At 57.0% G+C, this 19,316-nt stretch carries 16 protein-coding genes; 7 read left to right on the plus strand and 9 right to left on the minus strand.

The genetic code is table 11. The features are described 5' to 3' along the window. Positions 1-41: 41 nt before the first annotated feature. The 4 genes from ACR0J2_RS12590 to ACR0J2_RS12605 are packed head-to-tail and all read right to left on the minus strand — an operon-like array spanning position 42 to position 6,261. Complete coding sequence (locus tag ACR0J2_RS12590; RefSeq protein WP_480812769.1) at positions 42-1,022, minus strand: C45 family autoproteolytic acyltransferase/hydolase; 981 nt, start codon at positions 1,020-1,022, stop codon at positions 42-44. A 5-nt stretch (positions 1,023-1,027) separates the two neighbouring features. Further along, on the minus strand, positions 1,028-2,479 hold the full coding sequence (locus ACR0J2_RS12595) for a biotin carboxylase (RefSeq protein WP_170611537.1): 1,452 nt from the start codon (positions 2,477-2,479) through the stop codon (positions 1,028-1,030). 18 nt (positions 2,480-2,497) lie between these two features. Further along, positions 2,498-5,242: an aminotransferase class I/II-fold pyridoxal phosphate-dependent enzyme gene (locus ACR0J2_RS12600; RefSeq protein WP_480812770.1), complete on the minus strand. Its 2,745-nt coding sequence runs from the start codon at positions 5,240-5,242 to the stop codon at positions 2,498-2,500. Positions 5,243-5,292: 50 nt separating this feature from the next. Then, positions 5,293-6,261: a carbon-nitrogen hydrolase family protein gene (locus tag ACR0J2_RS12605; protein WP_170682689.1), complete on the minus strand. Its 969-nt coding sequence runs from the start codon at positions 6,259-6,261 to the stop codon at positions 5,293-5,295. A gap of 479 nt (positions 6,262-6,740) precedes the next feature. On the opposite strand from ACR0J2_RS12605, the gene ACR0J2_RS12610 reads away from it, so the two are divergent. Beyond that, positions 6,741-7,796, plus strand: coding sequence for a tyrosine-type recombinase/integrase (locus ACR0J2_RS12610; protein ID WP_480812771.1), 1,056 nt, complete (start codon positions 6,741-6,743; stop codon positions 7,794-7,796). Between the two features lie 66 nt (positions 7,797-7,862). On the opposite strand, the gene ACR0J2_RS12615 is transcribed toward ACR0J2_RS12610, so the two are convergent. Both ACR0J2_RS12615 and ACR0J2_RS12620 read right to left on the minus strand, forming a co-directional pair. After that, complete coding sequence (locus tag ACR0J2_RS12615; RefSeq protein WP_480812772.1) at positions 7,863-8,969, minus strand: ParB/RepB/Spo0J family partition protein; 1,107 nt, start codon at positions 8,967-8,969, stop codon at positions 7,863-7,865. Next, the gene (locus ACR0J2_RS12620; RefSeq protein WP_170611545.1) at positions 8,966-10,273 is read right to left on the minus strand and encodes an AAA family ATPase; all 1,308 of its coding nucleotides are present in this window, start codon (positions 10,271-10,273) and stop codon (positions 8,966-8,968) included. Before ACR0J2_RS12620 ends, ACR0J2_RS12615 begins: the two co-directional genes overlap by 4 nt. A gap of 462 nt (positions 10,274-10,735) precedes the next feature. On the opposite strand from ACR0J2_RS12620, the gene ACR0J2_RS12625 reads away from it, so the two are divergent. From ACR0J2_RS12625 to ACR0J2_RS12650, 6 genes are all read left to right on the plus strand, one after another. After that, positions 10,736-11,419 (plus strand): DnaA N-terminal domain-containing protein, encoded by a 684-nt coding sequence (locus ACR0J2_RS12625; RefSeq protein ID WP_480812773.1) that lies wholly within the window; start codon positions 10,736-10,738, stop codon positions 11,417-11,419. A 714-nt stretch (positions 11,420-12,133) separates the two neighbouring features. Further along, the gene (locus ACR0J2_RS12630; protein ID WP_170611548.1) at positions 12,134-13,225 is read left to right on the plus strand and encodes an ABC transporter ATP-binding protein; all 1,092 of its coding nucleotides are present in this window, start codon (positions 12,134-12,136) and stop codon (positions 13,223-13,225) included. Then, complete coding sequence (locus tag ACR0J2_RS12635) at positions 13,225-14,154, plus strand: ABC transporter permease (RefSeq protein ID WP_170611550.1); 930 nt, start codon at positions 13,225-13,227, stop codon at positions 14,152-14,154. Before ACR0J2_RS12630 ends, ACR0J2_RS12635 begins: the two co-directional genes overlap by 1 nt. Positions 14,155-14,157: 3 nt before the next feature. After that, complete coding sequence (locus ACR0J2_RS12640) at positions 14,158-14,967, plus strand: ABC transporter permease (RefSeq protein ID WP_170611552.1); 810 nt, start codon at positions 14,158-14,160, stop codon at positions 14,965-14,967. A 19-nt stretch (positions 14,968-14,986) separates the two neighbouring features. After that, on the plus strand, positions 14,987-16,024 hold the full coding sequence (locus ACR0J2_RS12645; RefSeq protein WP_170806806.1) for an extracellular solute-binding protein: 1,038 nt from the start codon (positions 14,987-14,989) through the stop codon (positions 16,022-16,024). Positions 16,025-16,461: 437 nt separating this feature from the next. After that, on the plus strand, positions 16,462-16,824 hold the full coding sequence (locus tag ACR0J2_RS12650) for a cupin domain-containing protein (protein ID WP_170817115.1): 363 nt from the start codon (positions 16,462-16,464) through the stop codon (positions 16,822-16,824). Positions 16,825-16,841: 17 nt separating this feature from the next. Here the strand turns inward: ACR0J2_RS12650 and ACR0J2_RS12655 are convergent, their stop codons facing one another. The 3 genes from ACR0J2_RS12655 to ACR0J2_RS12665 form a co-directional block, all read right to left on the minus strand. Beyond that, a complete protein-coding gene (locus tag ACR0J2_RS12655; protein WP_480812774.1) occupies positions 16,842-17,102 on the minus strand; it encodes a CBU_0592 family membrane protein in 261 nt (86 codons plus the stop codon). An 8-nt stretch (positions 17,103-17,110) separates the two neighbouring features. Continuing rightward, complete coding sequence (gene argE / locus ACR0J2_RS12660) at positions 17,111-18,259, minus strand: acetylornithine deacetylase (protein WP_480812775.1); 1,149 nt, start codon at positions 18,257-18,259, stop codon at positions 17,111-17,113. A gap of 117 nt (positions 18,260-18,376) precedes the next feature. Next, positions 18,377-19,315, minus strand: coding sequence for a LysR substrate-binding domain-containing protein (locus ACR0J2_RS12665; protein ID WP_170611565.1), 939 nt, complete (start codon positions 19,313-19,315; stop codon positions 18,377-18,379). Position 19,316: the final 1 nt, after the last annotated feature.

The following is a 19,316-nucleotide window of genomic DNA, read 5'->3' on the forward strand; positions in this document are numbered from 1 at the left end:
TACCGTATTGGAACTGCCCGCCCTGTCCGATCTGTCAAGTTTCAGACCGGATCCCGTGGGTAAATGACCTGCAGGCTGTCCGTGTGAAATTGACCAATGCTCTTTTTCCATCTCCGGCCCGGCCACAGCAGTTCAGCTGTTAGGTCGTGGGGATGGTAGGCTGCGGTGTAAAGGGTTCCGAACCCCTGATCGAAAGCCAGCGAATACAGCGGCGGCTTCAGAAAAGACCCGACAAAAACCTCTTTCGTCTCTGGGTGCAAAGTTAGGCGATGCAGCAGGAAACGCTCACGCTCGACCGTGGCGGTAAGGCGTGCATGGCTTTTCCATTCCACGCGCTCCTGATGGTTGGTGGAAACAGCAGCATGGGTGAAAAGCGTTGGCCGGTCCGGTGCAAGAAACGCCGTAAAGAACTGCCGGTCCCGGTTCAGGACCGTAACGTTGTAGCTCATGTGGCACGGGACCCGTAGCAGAACCTCTTTCGCCTCTTCCAGCGTCGAACATGTCTGCAACAGGTATCGCAGGATCAGGGGAACCCCAAAGCCTTCGCCGACCGCGCGGCGGCCACCGAATGTCAGGGAAACGGTTAGCCCTGCATCATTCATGCCATCCAGCAATCCAAACAAGCCATCCGAGGTGCCCATGACCGGACGCCCGTTCCATCCGGTCTTCAGGAAAATTCCATCAAAGGCCGACGGGTTGTAGTCGTAGTTCCGCACCATCAACGGTTCTGGCCCCTGCCAAATCGCCTGGCTGCACCCCGCCAGATAGCGCGGCGGGCAAAAGAAGCTCAGGAACCGCGCCTCCAGATCGCCGGCGCCAAAGGCGGCGCACAGCATGTCATACGGCTCGAGCATTTCCGGCATATATGTTTTCAGCGCATGACGGCACTCGGAATATGTCGGGCGTGATGACAACCCTTCGCTTGCCCACCATTTAAGGTAGGCATTTCGATATTCGGAGAAAATCCCGGACAGTTTCTGTCCGGGTTTCTTTTCTTCTACGGCGCGAAAGGTTAGTTTCATGCACTCTACATAATCTTAAACGCCGGATCCTCAAATGCCTGAGCCGATGGCAGCGGACGTGCCGAGAACGCGTTCTTGATGCCATTGATCCAATGCTTCGACTTTGCCGTAAGCTGAAAACCCTTGGTCATCGACCGGCCGCGTGTGACCAGGATGCCCAGATCGGCCCCTTCGTACCGGTAGTCGCCAACATTCGATATCCGCAAAAAGAACGCTTCGTCTTCGCTTTCCACCGCGCGCCGGTGATAGTCGAACCGGTCGAACACCACCCGCCCGTCCGGCAACATCTTGTAGATCCCGGATTCCGGGGCATTGGTGATGATATCGACCGTGTCCTCGGTGTGCTTGATCACCATTTGCGACCAGGAATCGATCATGTCGGGATCGGCCCAGCGCGCGTTCAGCTCTTCGACACCCAGGTTGAACGGCTTTTTCGAGAACTCCAGCAGGTGAAACAGGAACAGCGGCGCATCAGCATGCGCGAAAGCCGCGTGGTTGGTCATCGAGGACGCGCCCGTGATCCGGGGGTTGAGCTCGCCCAACCAGATGTCGCCGGTCTTTTTGTCGATCAGGAAATCCAGTTCGAAATAGCCGCGATATCCTTCCTTGCGAAGTTGTTCGCCAAATTTGAACGTCAGTTCCCGCGCTTTCTCGCGCGTCTTCGGCGGGAACGCAGTCGAGAAAATCTCGTTTCCGCACCAGCCTCCGCGATAGGGGGTCAATTCCTTGAACCCGACGAGTTCCGTCATCAGGGGGCCGACAATCGTGCCTTCGGACGTGGCGCAGGCTTCGATCGCCGAACCCCGGCAATCGATGCGTTTCATGATTTTGATTTCGCCCTGGCCCACGATCTCATGTTCGTGTTTGCGGAAATCGGCCTCGGACTTGATGAAAAAGGTGGTGTGGCCCGAGTCTCCAAACGCACTTTGCAGGACAAGATCATCGCCGAGCCCCGCCTTTTTGCAGACCTTTTTCAACTGGTCATAGCTGTCGACCTTGGACAGCGTGTTGGGAACCGACGGGACACCCGCTTTGTTGCCGACCCGGACAGTTTCGATTTTGTTGTCCATCTTGGTACGCAGCTTCGCCTTGGGGAACCAGACCTCGCCGCCCAGTTCCTTAACCAGTTTTTCCGTCTTTTCGTCGAACATCAGGAAAACGAATTTCGGCTTGCCGCCGCGCGCCTTGACGTAATCGACAACTTCCTTGTGCTGAAGCAGATAGTTGTTGATGTCTTCGATCGACTGAAACTCGTCATGGGGAAGTTCGGAAGGAACCAGAACGTTGGGATGGCGTCCGTCAAAGCAATCCATGTAGCAGATGTACTTGAAATTCTTGACCCATTCATCCAGACCGAGCAGGTTGAAATTGGTCGCCGAGACAAAGTAGATCGGGTCCGAATTCGTGTGAAAGTAACGACGGATTTCCGAAATGTTCTTGAGTACCTTCTTGGGCATTTAACCTCTCCCCTGATATTATTTTTTGACGGACTCCAAGGCCTCTTGGGTAAACACGCGCAGACCCAGGTCTTCGCGGAAACCATGAATTTCACTGACGTCCAGCGCCCGCATGAATGACAGGATTTCCGGACTGATGACCTGACCGGGCACCAGAATCGGGAAGCCTGGCGGATAGGGAATAATGAAACTGGACGAGACAAGCTCTTCACCCGCTTCAAGCCGCGCCATCAGCTTGTCATCGGTCGGAATATAGTCGCAGTTGTCCTCGTCATAAGCGAGGAAAAACGCGGTCCGGATATCTCCTTCGGGCGTATCTGATCCATCCCTGAAGGCATCGTGGAACCGGCTGAAATCCGGCAACGGCGGCACGTCTTCGACCAAAGCCTGGACCCGGTTTTCAAATGACCTGCGTTCCATTTTCGAGGCATCGTCCAGAAGCTCGTCCAGGTCATTGGCAATTTCGACCAGTACTTCGATCAGGTAAGCGACCGAGGATCGGGTTGTCCCGATATTGGTCATGAACAGCACGGTGTTCCGCGACGTCTTGTTGATCTGGATGCCATATTTGTCCATCAGGATCTTGGTCTTGAACGTGTCGCCGTCCCAGCCTGTTCCACCCACGGCCAGCGTTATGCGCGTCGGGTCCAGTACAAATTCGTCCTGGCTCCACATGGTCCATTTGTCGACCCAGCCGTGATCGGGATCGTAATAGGCCTGTACGCCGCTTTCCCGGTATTCTTCCGGGATCATTTCTCCGGCAGTCACCACCTTGAAATACTTCTGCAAAACCGGATGGTCCGAGATGGCGCGCCGGATCGACATAGCTGTCTCGATCTGCTTTTGCACAAATTCGAACCCTTCCAGTTCGACCTGTCGGCGCCCCACGTCCAGGGAAGCGATGATCTGGTAGTTCGGTGAAGTCGAGGTGTGGGTCATGTAGGCCTCGTGGAAAGCCTGCTCCACCTCGCCTTTGAAATCCTGATCGTTGACGTGAATCATCGACCCCTGCCGCAATGACGTCAGGGTCTTGTGGGTCGATTGCGTGGCATAGACGCGGACGCGGGCATCGGGTGGCGGAACCAGCCGGGTTCCGAGCAGCTTTTCATGGCTCGCACCCTCAAGCTTTTCCTGCTGGGCCGCCCAGGCGCTGGCCGCTTCCGGCGTGCGCAGCGTTTGCCGCAAAACGTTGGCCACCCCCATGGCGGTACGCTGGCGGTAGGTCGGGTCAAACCGCGCAAAACCGAACCAGGCTTCGTCCCACAGAAAGATCAGGTCCTTCTTGATGGCCAGACACTCTTCCATGACACGCTGAACGTTGTAGACAACCCCGTCGAAGGTGCAGTTGGTCAACAGCACCATCCGGACGCGATCCAGCTTTCCGGCATCTTTCAGCTTCAACAGGGTGTGCTTGATCTCTTTCAGCGGCACGGCACCGTACATCGAATGCTCGTGCAGCGGATAGCTGTCCATATAAACGACGCTCGCCCCGGCGAGAACCATGCCGTAGTGGTGCGATTTGTGGCAATCCCGGTCGACCAGAACGATGTCGCCGGGTCGAACGACCGACTGAACAACGATCTTGTTGCACGTCGAAGTGCCGTTAGTGGCAAAGAACGTGTGTTTCGCCCCAAAAGCGCGGGCGGCCATGTCCTGCGCTTCCTTGATCGGGCCGCGCGGTTCCAGCAGGCTGTCCAACCCGCCCGAGGTCGCCGATGTTTCAGCCAGAAAGATGTTCGACCCGTAGAATGCCCCCATGTCCTGAATCCAGTGCGAACGGCTGATCGACTTGCCGCGACTGATGGGCATGGCGTGGAAAACACCCGTTGGCTGTTTCGAATATTCCTTCAGGGCCGAGAAAAACGGCGTTTTGAATCTGCGATCGACGCCGCGAAGGATGTTGAGGTGCAGTTCCTGAAAGTCTTCCTGATTGTAAAAGACGCGTCGGCAGCGGCCCAGGTCCAGCCCGGCAATATCCTCGGCAGAACGGTCTGTGACAAGATACGCGTCCAGTTCGGGTCGGATCTTCTCGATAAGCCGACAGGCTTCCGGTCCGTATTCATGCGGGTCGAGGCCGTCAACATCCTCGTCCTCGCTGACACGCGTCAGGTACTGATTCAGGATCGGAAGATCGATCTTCGACTTGAGCGACAAGCCCGGCCGGATCACCACGGCCTGAACGTTGTAGTTGAACAGAACCCCGATCAGGGCGTCCTCTAGCGACGGAACAATGACCGGTTCATAAATGAAGGAATCTTCCAGCCGACGCATGCGCAGCAGGTTTTGCCGCAGGAATCTTTCCTGATGTTCAGTGACATCGTCGACGATCAGCACCTCGAAATAAGGCCGCCCCAATGCACGGGCTTCTGGCGCAAGCGAGGCTTCGTCTTCATAATCTTCATTGTCTATTTCATCGGAAGACAGCGGAATCGACCGCCGCCGGTAAGCGCCCGACGTCAGCGCCCGCGCAATACGACGAACGCAGATCGACAGATCCTGAACATTGCCATTTTGCAGAAGACGCCGCAGATGCTCAAACGCGTGGATTCCGGGGAACGCCCAGTAAAGCTCGATCGGTTCCAGAACATCAAACAGATGCTCCGCCGTCGCCATCAGCTTCTGGCTCTGGCGTTTTTCCCGGCCATGAAGGGCGAGGCCTTCAGCGGCCTCTCGTAAGGCGCTCCATCGATCAGCGCGAAGTTGCGTGGCGCTGTAATAATCTCGTAGGGACGGCAACTTCTTCTTCTGCGAGTGCAAGTTCAATACCTGCCTCCTTTCTGTCGCGTCCGGATCAGTGCCGCCTCCTGATCCGATTAATCCGAACCTGTCTTTCCGTGTAAGACAGAAAGGTTAGGCGGCGTCAGCAAATCTCTTTCCGCTTCTTCAATCGAAGTTCTGGGGTCGGATGCCAGCAAACCGCGATCCGAGCCCTGCCGGGGAATTTCCAGCGGCCCGAGCGTGTTCAGGTAAGCATCGGCACCGCTAGTGCGATCATAAACCGTGAAATCCGCGTCGCGATCCCGGAAGCTCTTGAGAACTTGCCCAAGTCCCTTGAGACCGGTTTCCCGTTGACGCCGCACCTGATCCAGATCGATTTCGATCGGGAACATGTCTTCCTGTCCGGCGGACTGGTGCAACACCGTTGCTGATGGGTCGACCACCAGCGAACGACCGACACCACCGGCCCCCAGGCCATTCACGTCAATGACGTAACACTGAAACTGCGCCGCGGTCGCCCTTGCAATGGCAAGTTCCGCTTCGCGGTCAGTGGTCCCGGTCAGGACCGGGTGAAGAAGAACTTCGACGCCCTGACTGGTCAGTTGCCGCGTCGTTTCCGGAAACCAAATGTCATAGCAGATGGAAAGGCCAAAGCGCCCGACATTCGGGACATCAAAAACACAGAAATCTGTCCCGGCCGAAATCCCGGCCTCATACGGGCGGAAGGGAAACATCTTCGAATACTTGGCGACAATTTCGCCGTCGGGATTGATAACGACAGACGTGTTCAGAATACGCCCATCTTCAGTCTTTTCGAACATCGACCCGGGGATCAGCCAAATACCGAAGCGGCGCGCATCCTCCTGAAACTGCAATATAGCGTCATTCGGGAAGGGCTGCGCGAAACGGTCCAGTGGCCCATAGGGCGCAAGTTCGGAAAACAGAACCATCTGAGTCCATGGAAACCGGGCCATCAGGATTTCAATACGGTGGCGCATCGCCTCGACGTTCGAATGAAGCGCTGCGACGTGCATCTGAACGCCGGCGATCGCAAATGGAGTCATATTGGGCATCTCTCCCGAGTAAGCTGTCTGATCACCTTATTTTCAGGTGAACCCCGTTACCAGCCTGTTTTTTTGAGCACCCCAGATTTCTATCGCAAACTGTTTGATCGCTGGCACTCGTGAACTTAGCCGATGAGTGATTTAGGGAATTGGCAAGGTGCCAGTCTGTTCGTGTCTAGCGTCCATGCTGGGGCTTGTCGCCAATCTGCCCGCCCTGCCCCGGTCGGAATGGCAGCGCGATGATCGACAATTTTCCGGTCATTCATGTCGCATCACCCGATTGGGAAAATAGTCGTCTCGCTCCAATACATCGGCTTTTGAATACTTCTTGGTCCTATTTCCATCTTCTCACCATATGTGCAGAATCCTTATGTTTTGCACACTACTACGAGTATGAACCTAAGTCGCTACTTATACCCGATAAGATTCTATTATCGAGTCAATTGAAAAGCGAACTGAATTGACGCAGAATACGCGCTATGAGTACCCCTGCCCCATATCTCCCAGCCTCTTCTCTTGCGCTGTCCTCAGCAGATCAGGACGCGCTGACCGATCTCTATGTCCGCGGCACGCCGGAGAACACGTTACGAGCGTACGAGCGTGACCTGGCCTACATCACGGCCTGGAAGGCCGCTCGGATGGGCTCGATCCTCAACTGGCCCGAGAATGAAGAAACCGCCCTCGCCTTCATCCTCGATCATGCCCGGGATCTGAACGACGCGCCGAAAACGGATGTCGCCCGCCAGACGGCAGAAGCGCTGATTGCACAAGGGTTGCGCAAGTCACTGGCCTGCCCGGCCCCCTCAACGCTGGACCGGCGTATCGCCTCCTGGCTGGCCTTCCACCGGATGAAGAATCTTCCCAGCCCGTTTGAGGCGCCGCAGGTGAAGCAAGCGCGGGCCAAGGCACGCCGCGCCGCGGCCCGCCCCCCTGCCCCAAAATCCGCCCACCCCATCACCCGCGGTGTGCTCGAGCAACTGTTGGCGACCTGCCGTGGCAGTCGTCGCGATTGCCGCGACCGGGCGATCCTGATGCTCGGCTGGGCCAGCGGCGGACGCCGCCGCTCGGAAATCACCGCGTTGATGCGCGAGGATGTATCCCTCAAGGAATTCGCCAAGAGCGGCGTCATCTGGCTGTCCCTGTTGGAAACCAAAACCACCCAGAAGGGAGAAACCCCCAGACTGGTACTGAAAGGCCGAGCAGCGCAGGCTTTAGTGCATTGGATCGAAGTTGGGCAGATCAAGGACGGCCCCCTCTTCCGCCCGATCTCGAAAGCTGATCGGGTGCTGAACCGCCGCCTTTCCCCCGACGCGGTAGCGCAGATCGTCAAACATCGATTGAAGCTGGCCGGTCTGCCCGAAGACTTTGCCTCTGCCCACGGTCTTCGTTCGGGCTTTCTGACCCAGGCCGCATTGGACGGCGCCCCGATTCAGGCAGCCATGCGACTGTCCCTGCACCGCTCGGTCGCGCAGGCGCAGAAGTACTACGACGACGTCGATATCGCAGAAAATCCCGCTACGGACCTTTTGGGCTAACACGAAAAAGGGTGTTGGATTTTAGTCCAACACCCCACGGATGCTTCACATGATTTCTGGAGATTCTTACCCGTGGGTAAGATCATCCTCCTCTCGCAGGTATTCAATCATCGTTGCAATGGCGGCCTCCAGCCTCGCACGATCAACACGCGTAAAGTCCAGATCGTGCCTGATCTCCAACCGTCCACTCGAGGCCGAACACTTTGCAATCCCCGCGCGGCCAGACACCTGAAACGTCGTTTTCGCCCGGCGCGGCTTTCCGGGACTGTCCGGTTTCGGCCTGGCAACAGTTTCCGAGGCCTGTCCCAAAAAAGACCGGAGAATCGCCACCTCTCGTGCGTTGTCCCTGTCGGGTTCGCTCATCAACGCAGTGCTGACTGCGCGGATCAAACCCGGATCGGAATCAAGCTTGCGCTTCAGTTCGACCCCCACATTTCGCGGGATTTCATTTGGGTGGTTCAGAACCTTGTCCAGCCTGGTCAGCAGGCTCGCGAATGCCCGAATATAACTTCGCTTTGTGTAGCTTGCTGATTTGAAAAGAATCGAAACCGCCTTGTCCACATCCGCACAGTCATTGGCCGGATCCTCTGCGTAGGCCCGGGCCAACGCACCCATTTCCGCAAAGGAGATGTCCTTTCGGATCAGGTTTTCATCCACCATACGCCGATAGCTGCTGTCCAGATCAGCGGCGTCCGAAATGCCTGCCGGAATTTTTGCGTAGATGGAATCGCCGGTTTCTTCTAGCAACAAACGATAAGCAGAAAGGCGGCGCATCCCCTGAATCAGGTCAAATCGCCCGTCCGCGCGACGCTCCAGCCGGATCGGGTTGGAAAGACCGATTTCCCTGATCGACGCTTTCAACTCCTCCAATTCCGGATCCGGACCGGGTTTGCGATCGCGCGTCAGTTTTTCTGTAACGACGTCTGACAGGTTTACACGTTCCGTCACCAGCCCTTCGGCCCGCAGGCTCACCAGCTCATGCGCAAGCCTGTCGTTTTCTGCGCGAATGGCATCCTCGGTCGATTGCTGATCGCGCAGAGCACCAGCATTCTCCGAGATTGCTGCGGCCATCGGACCCCGCCGCTTCTCCAGAACTTGGTCCGGAACCTTACCCACGGGTATGTCTTCCATGGCGGGCATATCAATGTCGAACATTCTGCGTTTGCGGGTCATGCGTCATCCTCCAGCTTATCCCAGGCCGACAGCATGACGCCCCGAAACTCTTCATATACGTTGTCAAAGGTCGATCGTGCGCGGCGCCAGGTTTCCCGGGTCATCTCTCGGTAATCCATCTCGTAGACCGAACTGAGGAAACGACCGGATTGTTCGACCGCGCGGGTCATCTCGACCGGGTGCTCGGCCACGTGTTCCCCGAACACTTTTCGAAATGCGTCGAACATGGCGTGGTGCAGGGCGTTGCCGGGCTCATATCGCGTCAGCAGAAAGCGCAACTCACAGAAGGTCTTGGGAAGCCCGATCTTACCCGTGGGTAATGTTTTGTCGAACCCATAAGCGAGGTCTTCCAGAGCTTCAGCAAGCTGGCCAATGAACGAGGTCGTGGAGTCATATTCCCAGTAACCCGGGCCGGATGGGACGTACAGCATGTCCGCCGCGAACACTGCGTTCATCGACTGGTAGCCAATGGCAGGCGGGCAGTCGAACAGGATCAGGTCGTAAGAGTCATCGGGGATCTGGTCCAGATAACGCGATACTGCCGCAAAGAACGACCATTCAGGATTCAAGTGCCGGTACTGAGCCGAGGCAAACTCGACAAAAGCGGCGTTGGCGCAGGACGGGATGGCGTCGATGCTGGACCAGGACGTCTGCTTGATAAAGTCACCGATCCGCAGATCGCCGAGCCCCATGTCCGTGATTGATGGCGGCAACTCGCGGCGGGGCAGGGCGGTCCCGGATTCGGCGGCGGCGGGGCGGTTGTTCATCCGTTGGGTCTCGCGGATAAGATCACGCGCCATAATGCCCCAGACCGTAAAGTCTTCGGCAACATCCGTCAGGCCCATCGAATGGCTCAGTGTCGCCTGCGGGTCGAAATCCACCACCAACACCCGGTAGCCATCCAGTGCCGCGGCATGGGCCAGATGCAACGCCACCGTAGACTTGCCCGCGCCACCTTTGAAGTTGGCTACAGCGGCACGGATGGCACGCTTGCCGGCCGGGCGGGGCGGCATCAGGGTCTTGCGGTTCACCTTCAACCGTCGACGCAGCTCGTTGACTTCTTCCAGGCTGAACCATCTCTGCCGGCCATCTGGCTCCACCTCACCACTGGGCAGGGTCGGGTCCGAGGCCAGCTTGCCCCGAAAAGTGGATTGGTTGACCTTAAAGATCAGTTCCGACACCTCCCAGCTTGAGAACCGGCGGAGGGTCTTCTCCATCTCAGGGCTAAAGGTCTGCTGGCGAATCCAGCCCTGCAATTTGAGCGACTGATTACGCAATGCATTCAGGTCTTCGTGCGTGTACATGCCTCGGGTCTCGTTTCTTAGGACGTTAAATTTTGTGGTTTTCATATTTACGCTTGATTTGCAGCTTTGGCAAAAGAAATTATGATGGGATGACAATCTTACCCACGGGTAAGAAAACAAGGGCCATCGGCACGTGGGCCGATTCGATTCGCGACGCTGACGAGGGAAGGCGCTCGCCAGGGCGAACGCTCCAGAATTAGGGGGTCACTAAGTTCGGATATACAGCATTTAGGGGGACAAAATGCCCAAATAAGGAGACAGACAGGGTGTCCCCTATCACCAATACTTCACCAATTTCTTTTCTTTTTTGAATGCTGGATTTGGATCCGCAGCCGCCCAAAACAAGACAGCTCTTGACAGAATCGATGAGCTGGACGCTAATTGGGCCATCATCACGAAAAGCGTTGGAAAAGCGCGAGGCGGTAAGCAACCGCGTGAGGCAGATAGAGCGGTGAGGGACAAATGCAGGTTGCAAAACCGGTCGGGCGCAATGCCTCGGCCCTGAAATATGACATTCTATCGGCGCTGTCTGTCCACGCGCTGTCTGGCGACAAGCATCGCCAGCGCAGCATTCTTCGCATAATGGTTCTGATCACCACCCGCTACAACTGGCGCAGCAACGAACTGTCAATCGGGCGCGAGGAAATTGCGCGCCTGTGGTCCGTGGATGAACGGACCGTCAAACGCGAGATGGCCAAGCTGCGCGGCAGGGGGTGGATTTCAGTCAAGCGACCGGCAGCACGGGGGCGGGTTGCGGTCTATGAACTGGATCTGAAGCAGATCATGATCGACACCGAGGAGATTTGGCCCACTATTGGCAGGGATTTTCAGGACAGGATGGGGCACACCCCGGCCGAAGAAACCAACATCATACCGTTCAAATCCAAACCTCCGGCTCCGGAATCAGGTGACGATGACGTCTGGCGGTCGGTCCAGGCGTTTTTGTATGAACGCGACCCCGAGCTTTGGTCCAGTTGGTTCCAGCATCTGGTCGAGGCTGGCAGGGCAGGGGGGGTGGCCACCCTGATTGCGCCCAGCCGTTTCATGGCGGATTACATTTCGCAAAAATGGACAACCCGCGTTTTGGCAGCGTATGCGCGTGTGGACCCTTCTGTCCGAACCCTGCGGATCGACGCTGCGGAGTAAGTCAGCGATGGCAGGCAAGACCGGCTGATAACCATATGGGTCACCGGCGTCGCCTGTGATTGCGCCAAACGAAGGTTTTCTGAACATCGCGGTTGCGATGCTGAGCATTTGAGGAAATGTAATCAAATATGGGTGGTGCGCAAAATGCCTGATTTTTGCGTATCAGTATCTGACTGAAGCTGTAACGCATGTTTCCGGAAAGACCTGGAAGTTCCGTAGTACGTGGCCCGTCTCAGCCAACATGGTCCAAGATGGCCAAATCACGCCGGACTTTTCTACTTTTTACAGTTGATCCAAATGGCCGGCTTCCGTCACGATACTACGCGAAGAAAATGTCGGGCGTTGTCTTCAAGGCGATGGCCGTGTGCCCGGTGGTCAACGGTTCCTTGTACTCGTGAGAAAAACGGTCTTGGCCATTTAGTTGGTGTCTTGTGCAACGCTGTGTCGCAATTCATCTTCCCCACACGCGATCAGGGTCTTCCGCCCTGGGCTGTACCAAACCAAGCGGCAATCCAAGGTGCATTTCTGGCAGGTGAGGGGCCACGCGAACCACGGGGCAACGACCAGGCATTCTATTGGTAAATGCCTGCGTCGCATCAGGAAACAATAAATGATTAGGTTTAGCCTAATGTTTGGTGAGGAACTCAATTCTTCAGAGGTTTCGCCGCTCCGTATATACCTGTGCCAAATTTCGCGGTGCTTAGGGAGGCGGATGTGTCTGACAGTGGAAATGTCGCGATTGACGTGCGGGATGCGGTCAAGCGCTACGGCGACTTTACGGCGCTGAAAAGGATCTCACTGTCGATCATGGACAATGAGTTCTTTACGCTTCTGGGGCCGTCGGGCTGCGGCAAGACCACTTTGCTGCGGATGATTGCCGGGTTCGAGGACGTGACCGAAGGCGCCATTTTCCTGTATGGCGATGAGATTGAAAACCTGCCACCGAACAAGCGCCCGGTGAATACGGTGTTCCAGAACTATGCGCTGTTTCCGCATATGACCATTCTGGACAACGTGGCTTTTGGGCTTGAGATGCGCGGTGCGTCGAAGTCTCAGGCGCGCACGAAAGCCGGTGAAATGCTGGAACTGGTGCAGCTCAGCCAGTTTTCGGCGCGCAAACCAAGCCAGCTTTCGGGCGGCCAGCAACAGCGGGTCGCGTTGGCGCGTGCATTGGCGCCACAGCCCAAAGTGCTGTTGCTGGACGAGCCGCTATCCGCCCTGGACCTTAAACTGCGCAAGGCCATGCAGCTTGAACTGAAGCACCTGCAGCGGGAAACCGGGATTACCTTTATCTTCGTGACGCACGATCAGGAAGAGGCGCTGACCATGTCCGATCGCATTGCGGTGATGTCAGCAGGTGAAATGCAGCAACTGGGCGCGCCGACGGATATCTATGAGCGACCGCGCAACATGTTTGTTGCCGATTTCATCGGCGAGACGAACCTGCTGGAAGTATCCGTCGACGGGCTCCGGGACGGTCGCGCGATCTGTCATCTGGGCGGCGGGCACGAACTGACCTGTGATCAGGTCGAAGGTGTCGGGGTGGGGTCAAAGGTTCACATGTCGATCCGACCCGAGCGTCTGTACATGTCCGACAAACCGGTCGAAAGCGAAAGCCTCAAGGGGCGCGTGAAGGACAACATATTTGTCGGCACCGACATCACCACGATCGTGGATCTGCAGGACGGACCCGATTTCGTGGTGCGCACGTCGAACTCTGATCGCGGCAACAAGCGCATCTTCGAGCCGGGCACCGAGATGTTCGTCAACATGGAGCTGGGGGCCGCGCGCCTCCTGGTGGACTGATGGCCGCCGGTGCAGCAAGCGGCGGCAGCGCAACGACCGACACCTATAAGGAGGCCCGCACTTGGCTGCTGTTGCCTGCATGGGTGACGCTGAGCATTTTGGTCCTGGCACCGGTGTTCATGATGCTGGTCTACTCGTTCCTGACGAAAGAGTTCCGCGGCGGCGTGATCTGGGAGTTTTCGCTGGCCGCTTATGATCAGTTCTTCTTTGACCGTGGTCTGTTCGGGGATGAACCGCCCAAGATCGAATGGACCTACCTCACCATCTTCTGGCGTTCGATCTGGCAGGCGGGCGCGGCGACGGTGCTTAGCCTGGTGATCGGCTTTCCGACGGCCTATTTCATTGCCACCCGGCCCGAAAACATGCGGCCCGTCTGGGTGTTCCTGATTACGATCCCGTACTGGGTGAACCTGCTGATCCGGACCGTGTCGATGAAATTCCTGCTGCGCGACCAGGGTCCGCTGAATGATTTTTTGATCAGCATCGGTTTGATCGACAGCCCCCTGCATATCGTCAATACCAACTTCGCGGTGCAACTGGGCCTGTTCTATTCCTATCTGCCCTTCATGGTGCTGCCGATCTACGCGGCGGTGGAACGCTACAACTTCGCGCTGAGCGAGGCGGCAGCGGATCTGTATGCAACCAAGTGGACGACTTTGCGGCGCATTCTCCTTCCGGCGGTGAAGCCCGGCGTGATCGCCGGATGCATCCTTGTGTTCGTTCCTTCGATGGGTTCCTTCCTTGCCCCCGACCTGCTGGGCGGCGCCAAGAACTTTATGATCGGCTCGCTGATCGAGGAACAGTTCAAGGGCAATGCCGGAAACTGGCCGTTCGGGGCGGCTGCGTCGATGATCCTTCTGACCATGGTTCTGATCCTGCTGATGCTGTTTGCACGGCAACAGGCCAAAGCCGAGAAAGCGGAGGGCTGACCGATGGCAAGCAAGCAATTCGACATCAAGTCCTATCGCGGCTTCAAAGGTATCACCCTGTTGTGTCTGATCGTTTTGTATGCGCCGCTGCTGGTCGTGACGATCTACAGCTTCAATGCCTCGCAATCGCTGACCAACTGGGAAGGTCTGTCGCTACGCTGGTATGCGGACGTGTTCACCGGACCGGAAAGCGACAAGTTCAAGCAGGCCGCCAAGAACAGTTTTATCATCGCCATCGTTGCAGCCACAGTGTCGACGTCAATTGCGACACTGGCGGCGACCGGAATGGTCCGGGGCGGCAGGTTCAAGCTGCGCACCCTGTCATTCGGCCTGATCAGCCTGCCACTGATGGTGCCCGAGATCGTGACGGCCGTTGCAACCCTGATCTTTTTCAATTCGATCGGATTTGAACGCGGCATCATGACCATCCTGCTGGCTCATATCGCGTTCTGCATTCCCTTTGCCTATTTGCCGATCTCGGCCCGGATGCAGGGGATCGAGGACAGCTATGAACAGGCCGCGCAGGACCTTTATGCCACCAAGCGGCAGGCATTTACCAAGATTCTGCTGCCGCTGATGATGCCCGGTATCATCTCGGGCTTCCTGCTGGCCTTCATCGTCAGCCTGGATGACTTCATCATCACCAACTTTGTCAAAGGCGCGGGTGTCGAAACCCTGCCGACGGCGATCTTCGGTTCGGTCAAACAGGGTCTCAAACCCAATATCATGGCGATTTCGACCATGCTGCTGGCCGTGTCCGTCATCATGGTCACGATCAGCTACTTCGTCAGCAAAACTGACAACACGAAATAACCAACAGAGGGAGAACACAATGAAACATATGATGAAAAGCGGCGTCGCCGCGCTGGCCCTGACTTTGGGCGCAAATGCAGCGGCAGCCGAGGGCGAACTGGTTGTCTATCACTGGTTCGAATACATCCCGCAGGAGCTGATCGACAAATTCTCTGACGAAACCGGTATCGAGGTGACCATGGACACCTACGATTCAAACGAGGCGATGCTCGCCTCGCTCAAGGCTGGCGGGATCGGAACTTATGATGTTTCGGTGCCGGGCGACTACATGGTGTCGATCATGGCAGGCGAGGGCATGCTGGACACGATCGAAGACGGCGAACTTAAGAACAAGGGCAATATCGAACCCGAATGGGCCGATCCCAGCTTTGACCCCGGCCGCAAACACTCGATCCCGTATCAGTGGGGCTCGACCAGCTTTGCCGTGAACCGCGACGTCTATTCCGGCGACATCCAGACCACCGACATCCTGTTCAACCCGCCGGCCGAGTTGCAGGGGCGGATCAACATGCTGGACAGCCAGGGTGAGGTCATGGCCATGGCGGCGCTGCATATGGGCATCCCGCAGTGTTCCACCGACCGCGAACAGCTCAAGGCGCTGAACGCCATGCTGCAAGAGGCCAAGCAGCACTGGTCATCCTTCAACTCGGACACCGCCAAAGAGGTTCTGGTCTCGGGCGATGCGGCGGTCGGCCAGATCTATGACGGGTTCTCGGCCAAGGCGCGCGAGGAAGGCGCAAATGTCGAATATGCCTACCCGACACAGGGCTATATCGCCTGGATGGACAATGTCGTTCTGCTGAAAGATGCCCCCAACCGTGACAACGCGCTGAAATTCATGGATTTCCTGCTGGAGCCGGAAAACATCGCCGCTGTCACCAACTTTGCTCGCTATAACGCGGGGGTCGCAGGCGTCGAAGAGTTCCTGGACCCCGCGCTTGCGACGCAACCGGAAAAGAACCCGCACGACAAGGTCGGCCCCGGTGTCTTTATCGAGGTTTGTTCGCAGGAAGTTCAGGCCGTCTATGACCAGATCTGGACAAATCTGAAGAAGTAAACTCTCCCCGTGCAATAAGCACCAATTTACCGGGCGGCCAGGCCGCCCGGTCTTTTACTCTATCGGTACTGCGACGAGTTTGAGCAGCAGCAGGAAAAGCGCACGCTCGGTGATGATGTCCAGCTTGCGATAGGCGCTTTTTGAGTTTGCGCAACGCTGCATCCATGGTGGTGCAGGTTCGGCGCTGCCGTTGGGTACGGCTGTTGTGCTGACGTCAAAAAAACCCGAAGATCACGTCTATCAGAACCTGATTGTGTGCGGGGACGAGTGGGAGGCGCAGGCGTCAAATCCGTCAGCCGGATCGGCGATTGCGAGGCCCCGTCGGTCTTTGCGGCAGCCGTCCATGCCGGACACCGCTGGGCACGGGACCTGGATAGCAGCGAGAGGCCGGTGCCGAAAATTCTGCCGATGCCACTGCGTTAAAAAAGGAGGAAAGCATGACCAAACCTATCCGCTTGCTGGCCGATGGCCACCCCGAATCCGGCTTTGTCCCGTCTTCCCTAGTGGCTGACGGTGATTTCACCACCTCGGACAAGACCGAGACCATAAGCAGCTTTTTCGAAAGCCGGGATGAGAAGATTTCGGTAGGGGTATGGGAATGCGCGCCCTGTCGCGAGGATATCGAGGCTTATCCGGTGGATGAGATGATGACCGTGATCTCGGGTTCGGTCACGCTGACCGGATCGGACGGGGTGGCGCAGGTTTTTGGGGCAGGAGACACCTTTTTTGTACCCAAAGGCACGCCCTGTACGTGGGAAATCACGCAGACATTGCGCAAGTTTTACATGATTGCGGAATGACAGGCGCGCGGCGCGGGTTACCGTGCGCCGCGCAAGTTTCGCAAGACCGCCAGAACGGCGATGAAAATGAACATGACCTCGATCACGATTGCGCCCGGATTTGGCCGATAGATCAGGGAAATCATGACCAGTGATCCGCCCAGAATGTTCCAGGCATTGAAGGGTATCTTGTTTGCGGGAAGGACATTGCATGTCGCCAGATAGTAGACACACACGATAACTGCCGACCCCAACAGGCCGATTCCGTCAACAAGAGTGAGGTCCTGCAGCAATTCCATATCCGGTCTCAGTTGCTGATATCGGCCAGGATACGGTCCATCATCGCGTCACAGGCGCTGAGTTGCCCGAGGTCCAGATATTCGTCCGGCTTGTGTCCTTGCCTTTCCATAGATCCCGGCCCGCAAACGACGGTGGGAATGCCCAACTCGCTGAAAAACCCGGCCTCGGTGCCAAACGCGACCTTGGTGGTCGCGTTGCTTTGCGACAGCTTCAGGGCATAGCCGATGACGGCATCCGTCTCGGGCACGTCCAGACCGGGATAGGCGTTATATTGTTCGACCTCGACGCGCGCCTCGGGGCATAGGTTCTGATACGCCGCACCAACTCTGTGGGCCGCATCCTGTATCTGGTCGAGGATATCTTTGCCGCGATCCGATGCCAGATGCCGGTATTCAAAAGTCAGCTCGGCGCGGTCCGCCACGATGTTCAAAGCCTTGCCGCCGGACATCATGCCGACGTGAAAGGTTGTGTAGGGAATGGAATATTCCGGGTCGATGTTTCCACTTGCGGCATAGGTTTTTTGCAGGGCGCGCAACTCATTCACGAAATCAGTCGCCAGGTGCAGCGCGTTGACGAATTTCGGCGCCAACGCCGAATGACCACTTTGCCCGTGGCACACGGCCCGCAATGCGGCTTTGCCCTTGTGTCCGACAGCGACCTGCATCTCGGTGGGCTCGCCCACAAAGCAGGCACGGGGCTGACCCAGCATCGGCGCCAGCCGGTCCAGCATGTGCTGAATGCCAACGCAGCCGACTTCTTCGTCATAAGACAATGCAATCCTGAGCGGCTCGCGCAGGTTCGAGGTGCCCGCGCGGTCGGCCAAAGCCATGACCGAGGCCACATAGCCCTTCATGTCCGTTGTGCCTCGCCCATAAAGCCGGTCACCTTCGCGGGTCAGCCGGAAGGGATCCCTGGTCCAGCTTTGCCCTTCGACCGGAACGACATCCGTGTGCGCGGACAGCAAAACGCCATCTCCGTCCGGTCCCTTTTCGGCATAAAGCCCGGTTTTCTCGCCGCCGGGGTCGGTGATGCGGTGAACAGCAAAACCGCGCGCCTCAAGAAACGCTTCGACATAGCTGGCCAGCTCAAGGTTCGAGTTCTTGCTGACCGTATCGAAGCCGACCAGCTTTTCCAGAATTTCCAGCGAAGACGTCATACCCTTTGTGCCTGTGATTTGGATGAAAATACCCGTGTTGTGCACAGCCTATACGACCTGCAAAAAACATAAATCCGGGATTGGCGAACCAGAGGTTAGGATAAAACGAAGCTGATATCAGCCCGCTTTCTGATTGCAGAGACCCGGGAGCGTGCCGGACTTCTCGGCTTGTTCACAATGCTCGACAAAGGCCTTCACCGTGTTGGTCTCATTCTCGGCCCGTGCTGTGAGCAACCCAAGATGCATCGGTCTGAGATCCCCTGCCAAAGGAACGAAGATCAGCTTTTTGCCATCGGGCGACAGCACATTCAGGGGGCGGATATTTGCGATCGAAAATCCGAAGCCATTGGCCACGAGGGACCGCATCACGGACATGTCGGCAGTTCGTTCCCCGATATTCGGTTTGATATTGGCATCCCGGAAGAAGGACAGGAAATACTCACCACTGAACGGCAGGTCCAATAGCACCATTGGGCTGTCCTGAAGATCGGGGATCGTCAGCTCTGTCCGGTCGGCCAGCGGGTGGCCTTCACCCAGGACAACATATGGCGGCAGCTTGTGAAGGGGCCGGAATTCCAGATCGGCAGGGATATCCAGATCATAGGTCAGCGCGATATCCAGTTCTGCCCGGCGCAACTGGCTGAAGATTTCCGCCTGATTGAGTTCGCGCTGCTCGATGCGCACGTCGGGGTATGTGATCTCGAATTCCCGCCGCAATCCGGGCAGGACGATCTGCGCAAAGGTCATTAGACAACCCACAGAAAGGATGCCCTGAACCTTGCCGGTGATTTCACCTGCCAGCGTCGCCAGAAGTTCGGCCTCGCGCAGAACGAATTCGGTGCGTTCCATGAACTTGTGCCCGGCCTTGGTCAGTGACAGGCCCCTTGCGTGTTCACGCACGAACAGATTGACGCCGAACTCAAGCTCAAGCTGGGTGATTGCCGCCGAGATCGACGGAGACGAGACATTCAGTTTGTCGCTGGCAGCGGCGATGCTGCCTGCCTTTCCAACGGCCACAAAGTATTCCAGCTGCCGCAGCGTGTATCTGAAAGGCAAT

The sequence above is a fragment of the Ruegeria sp. CG4 genome (assembly GCF_056537185.1).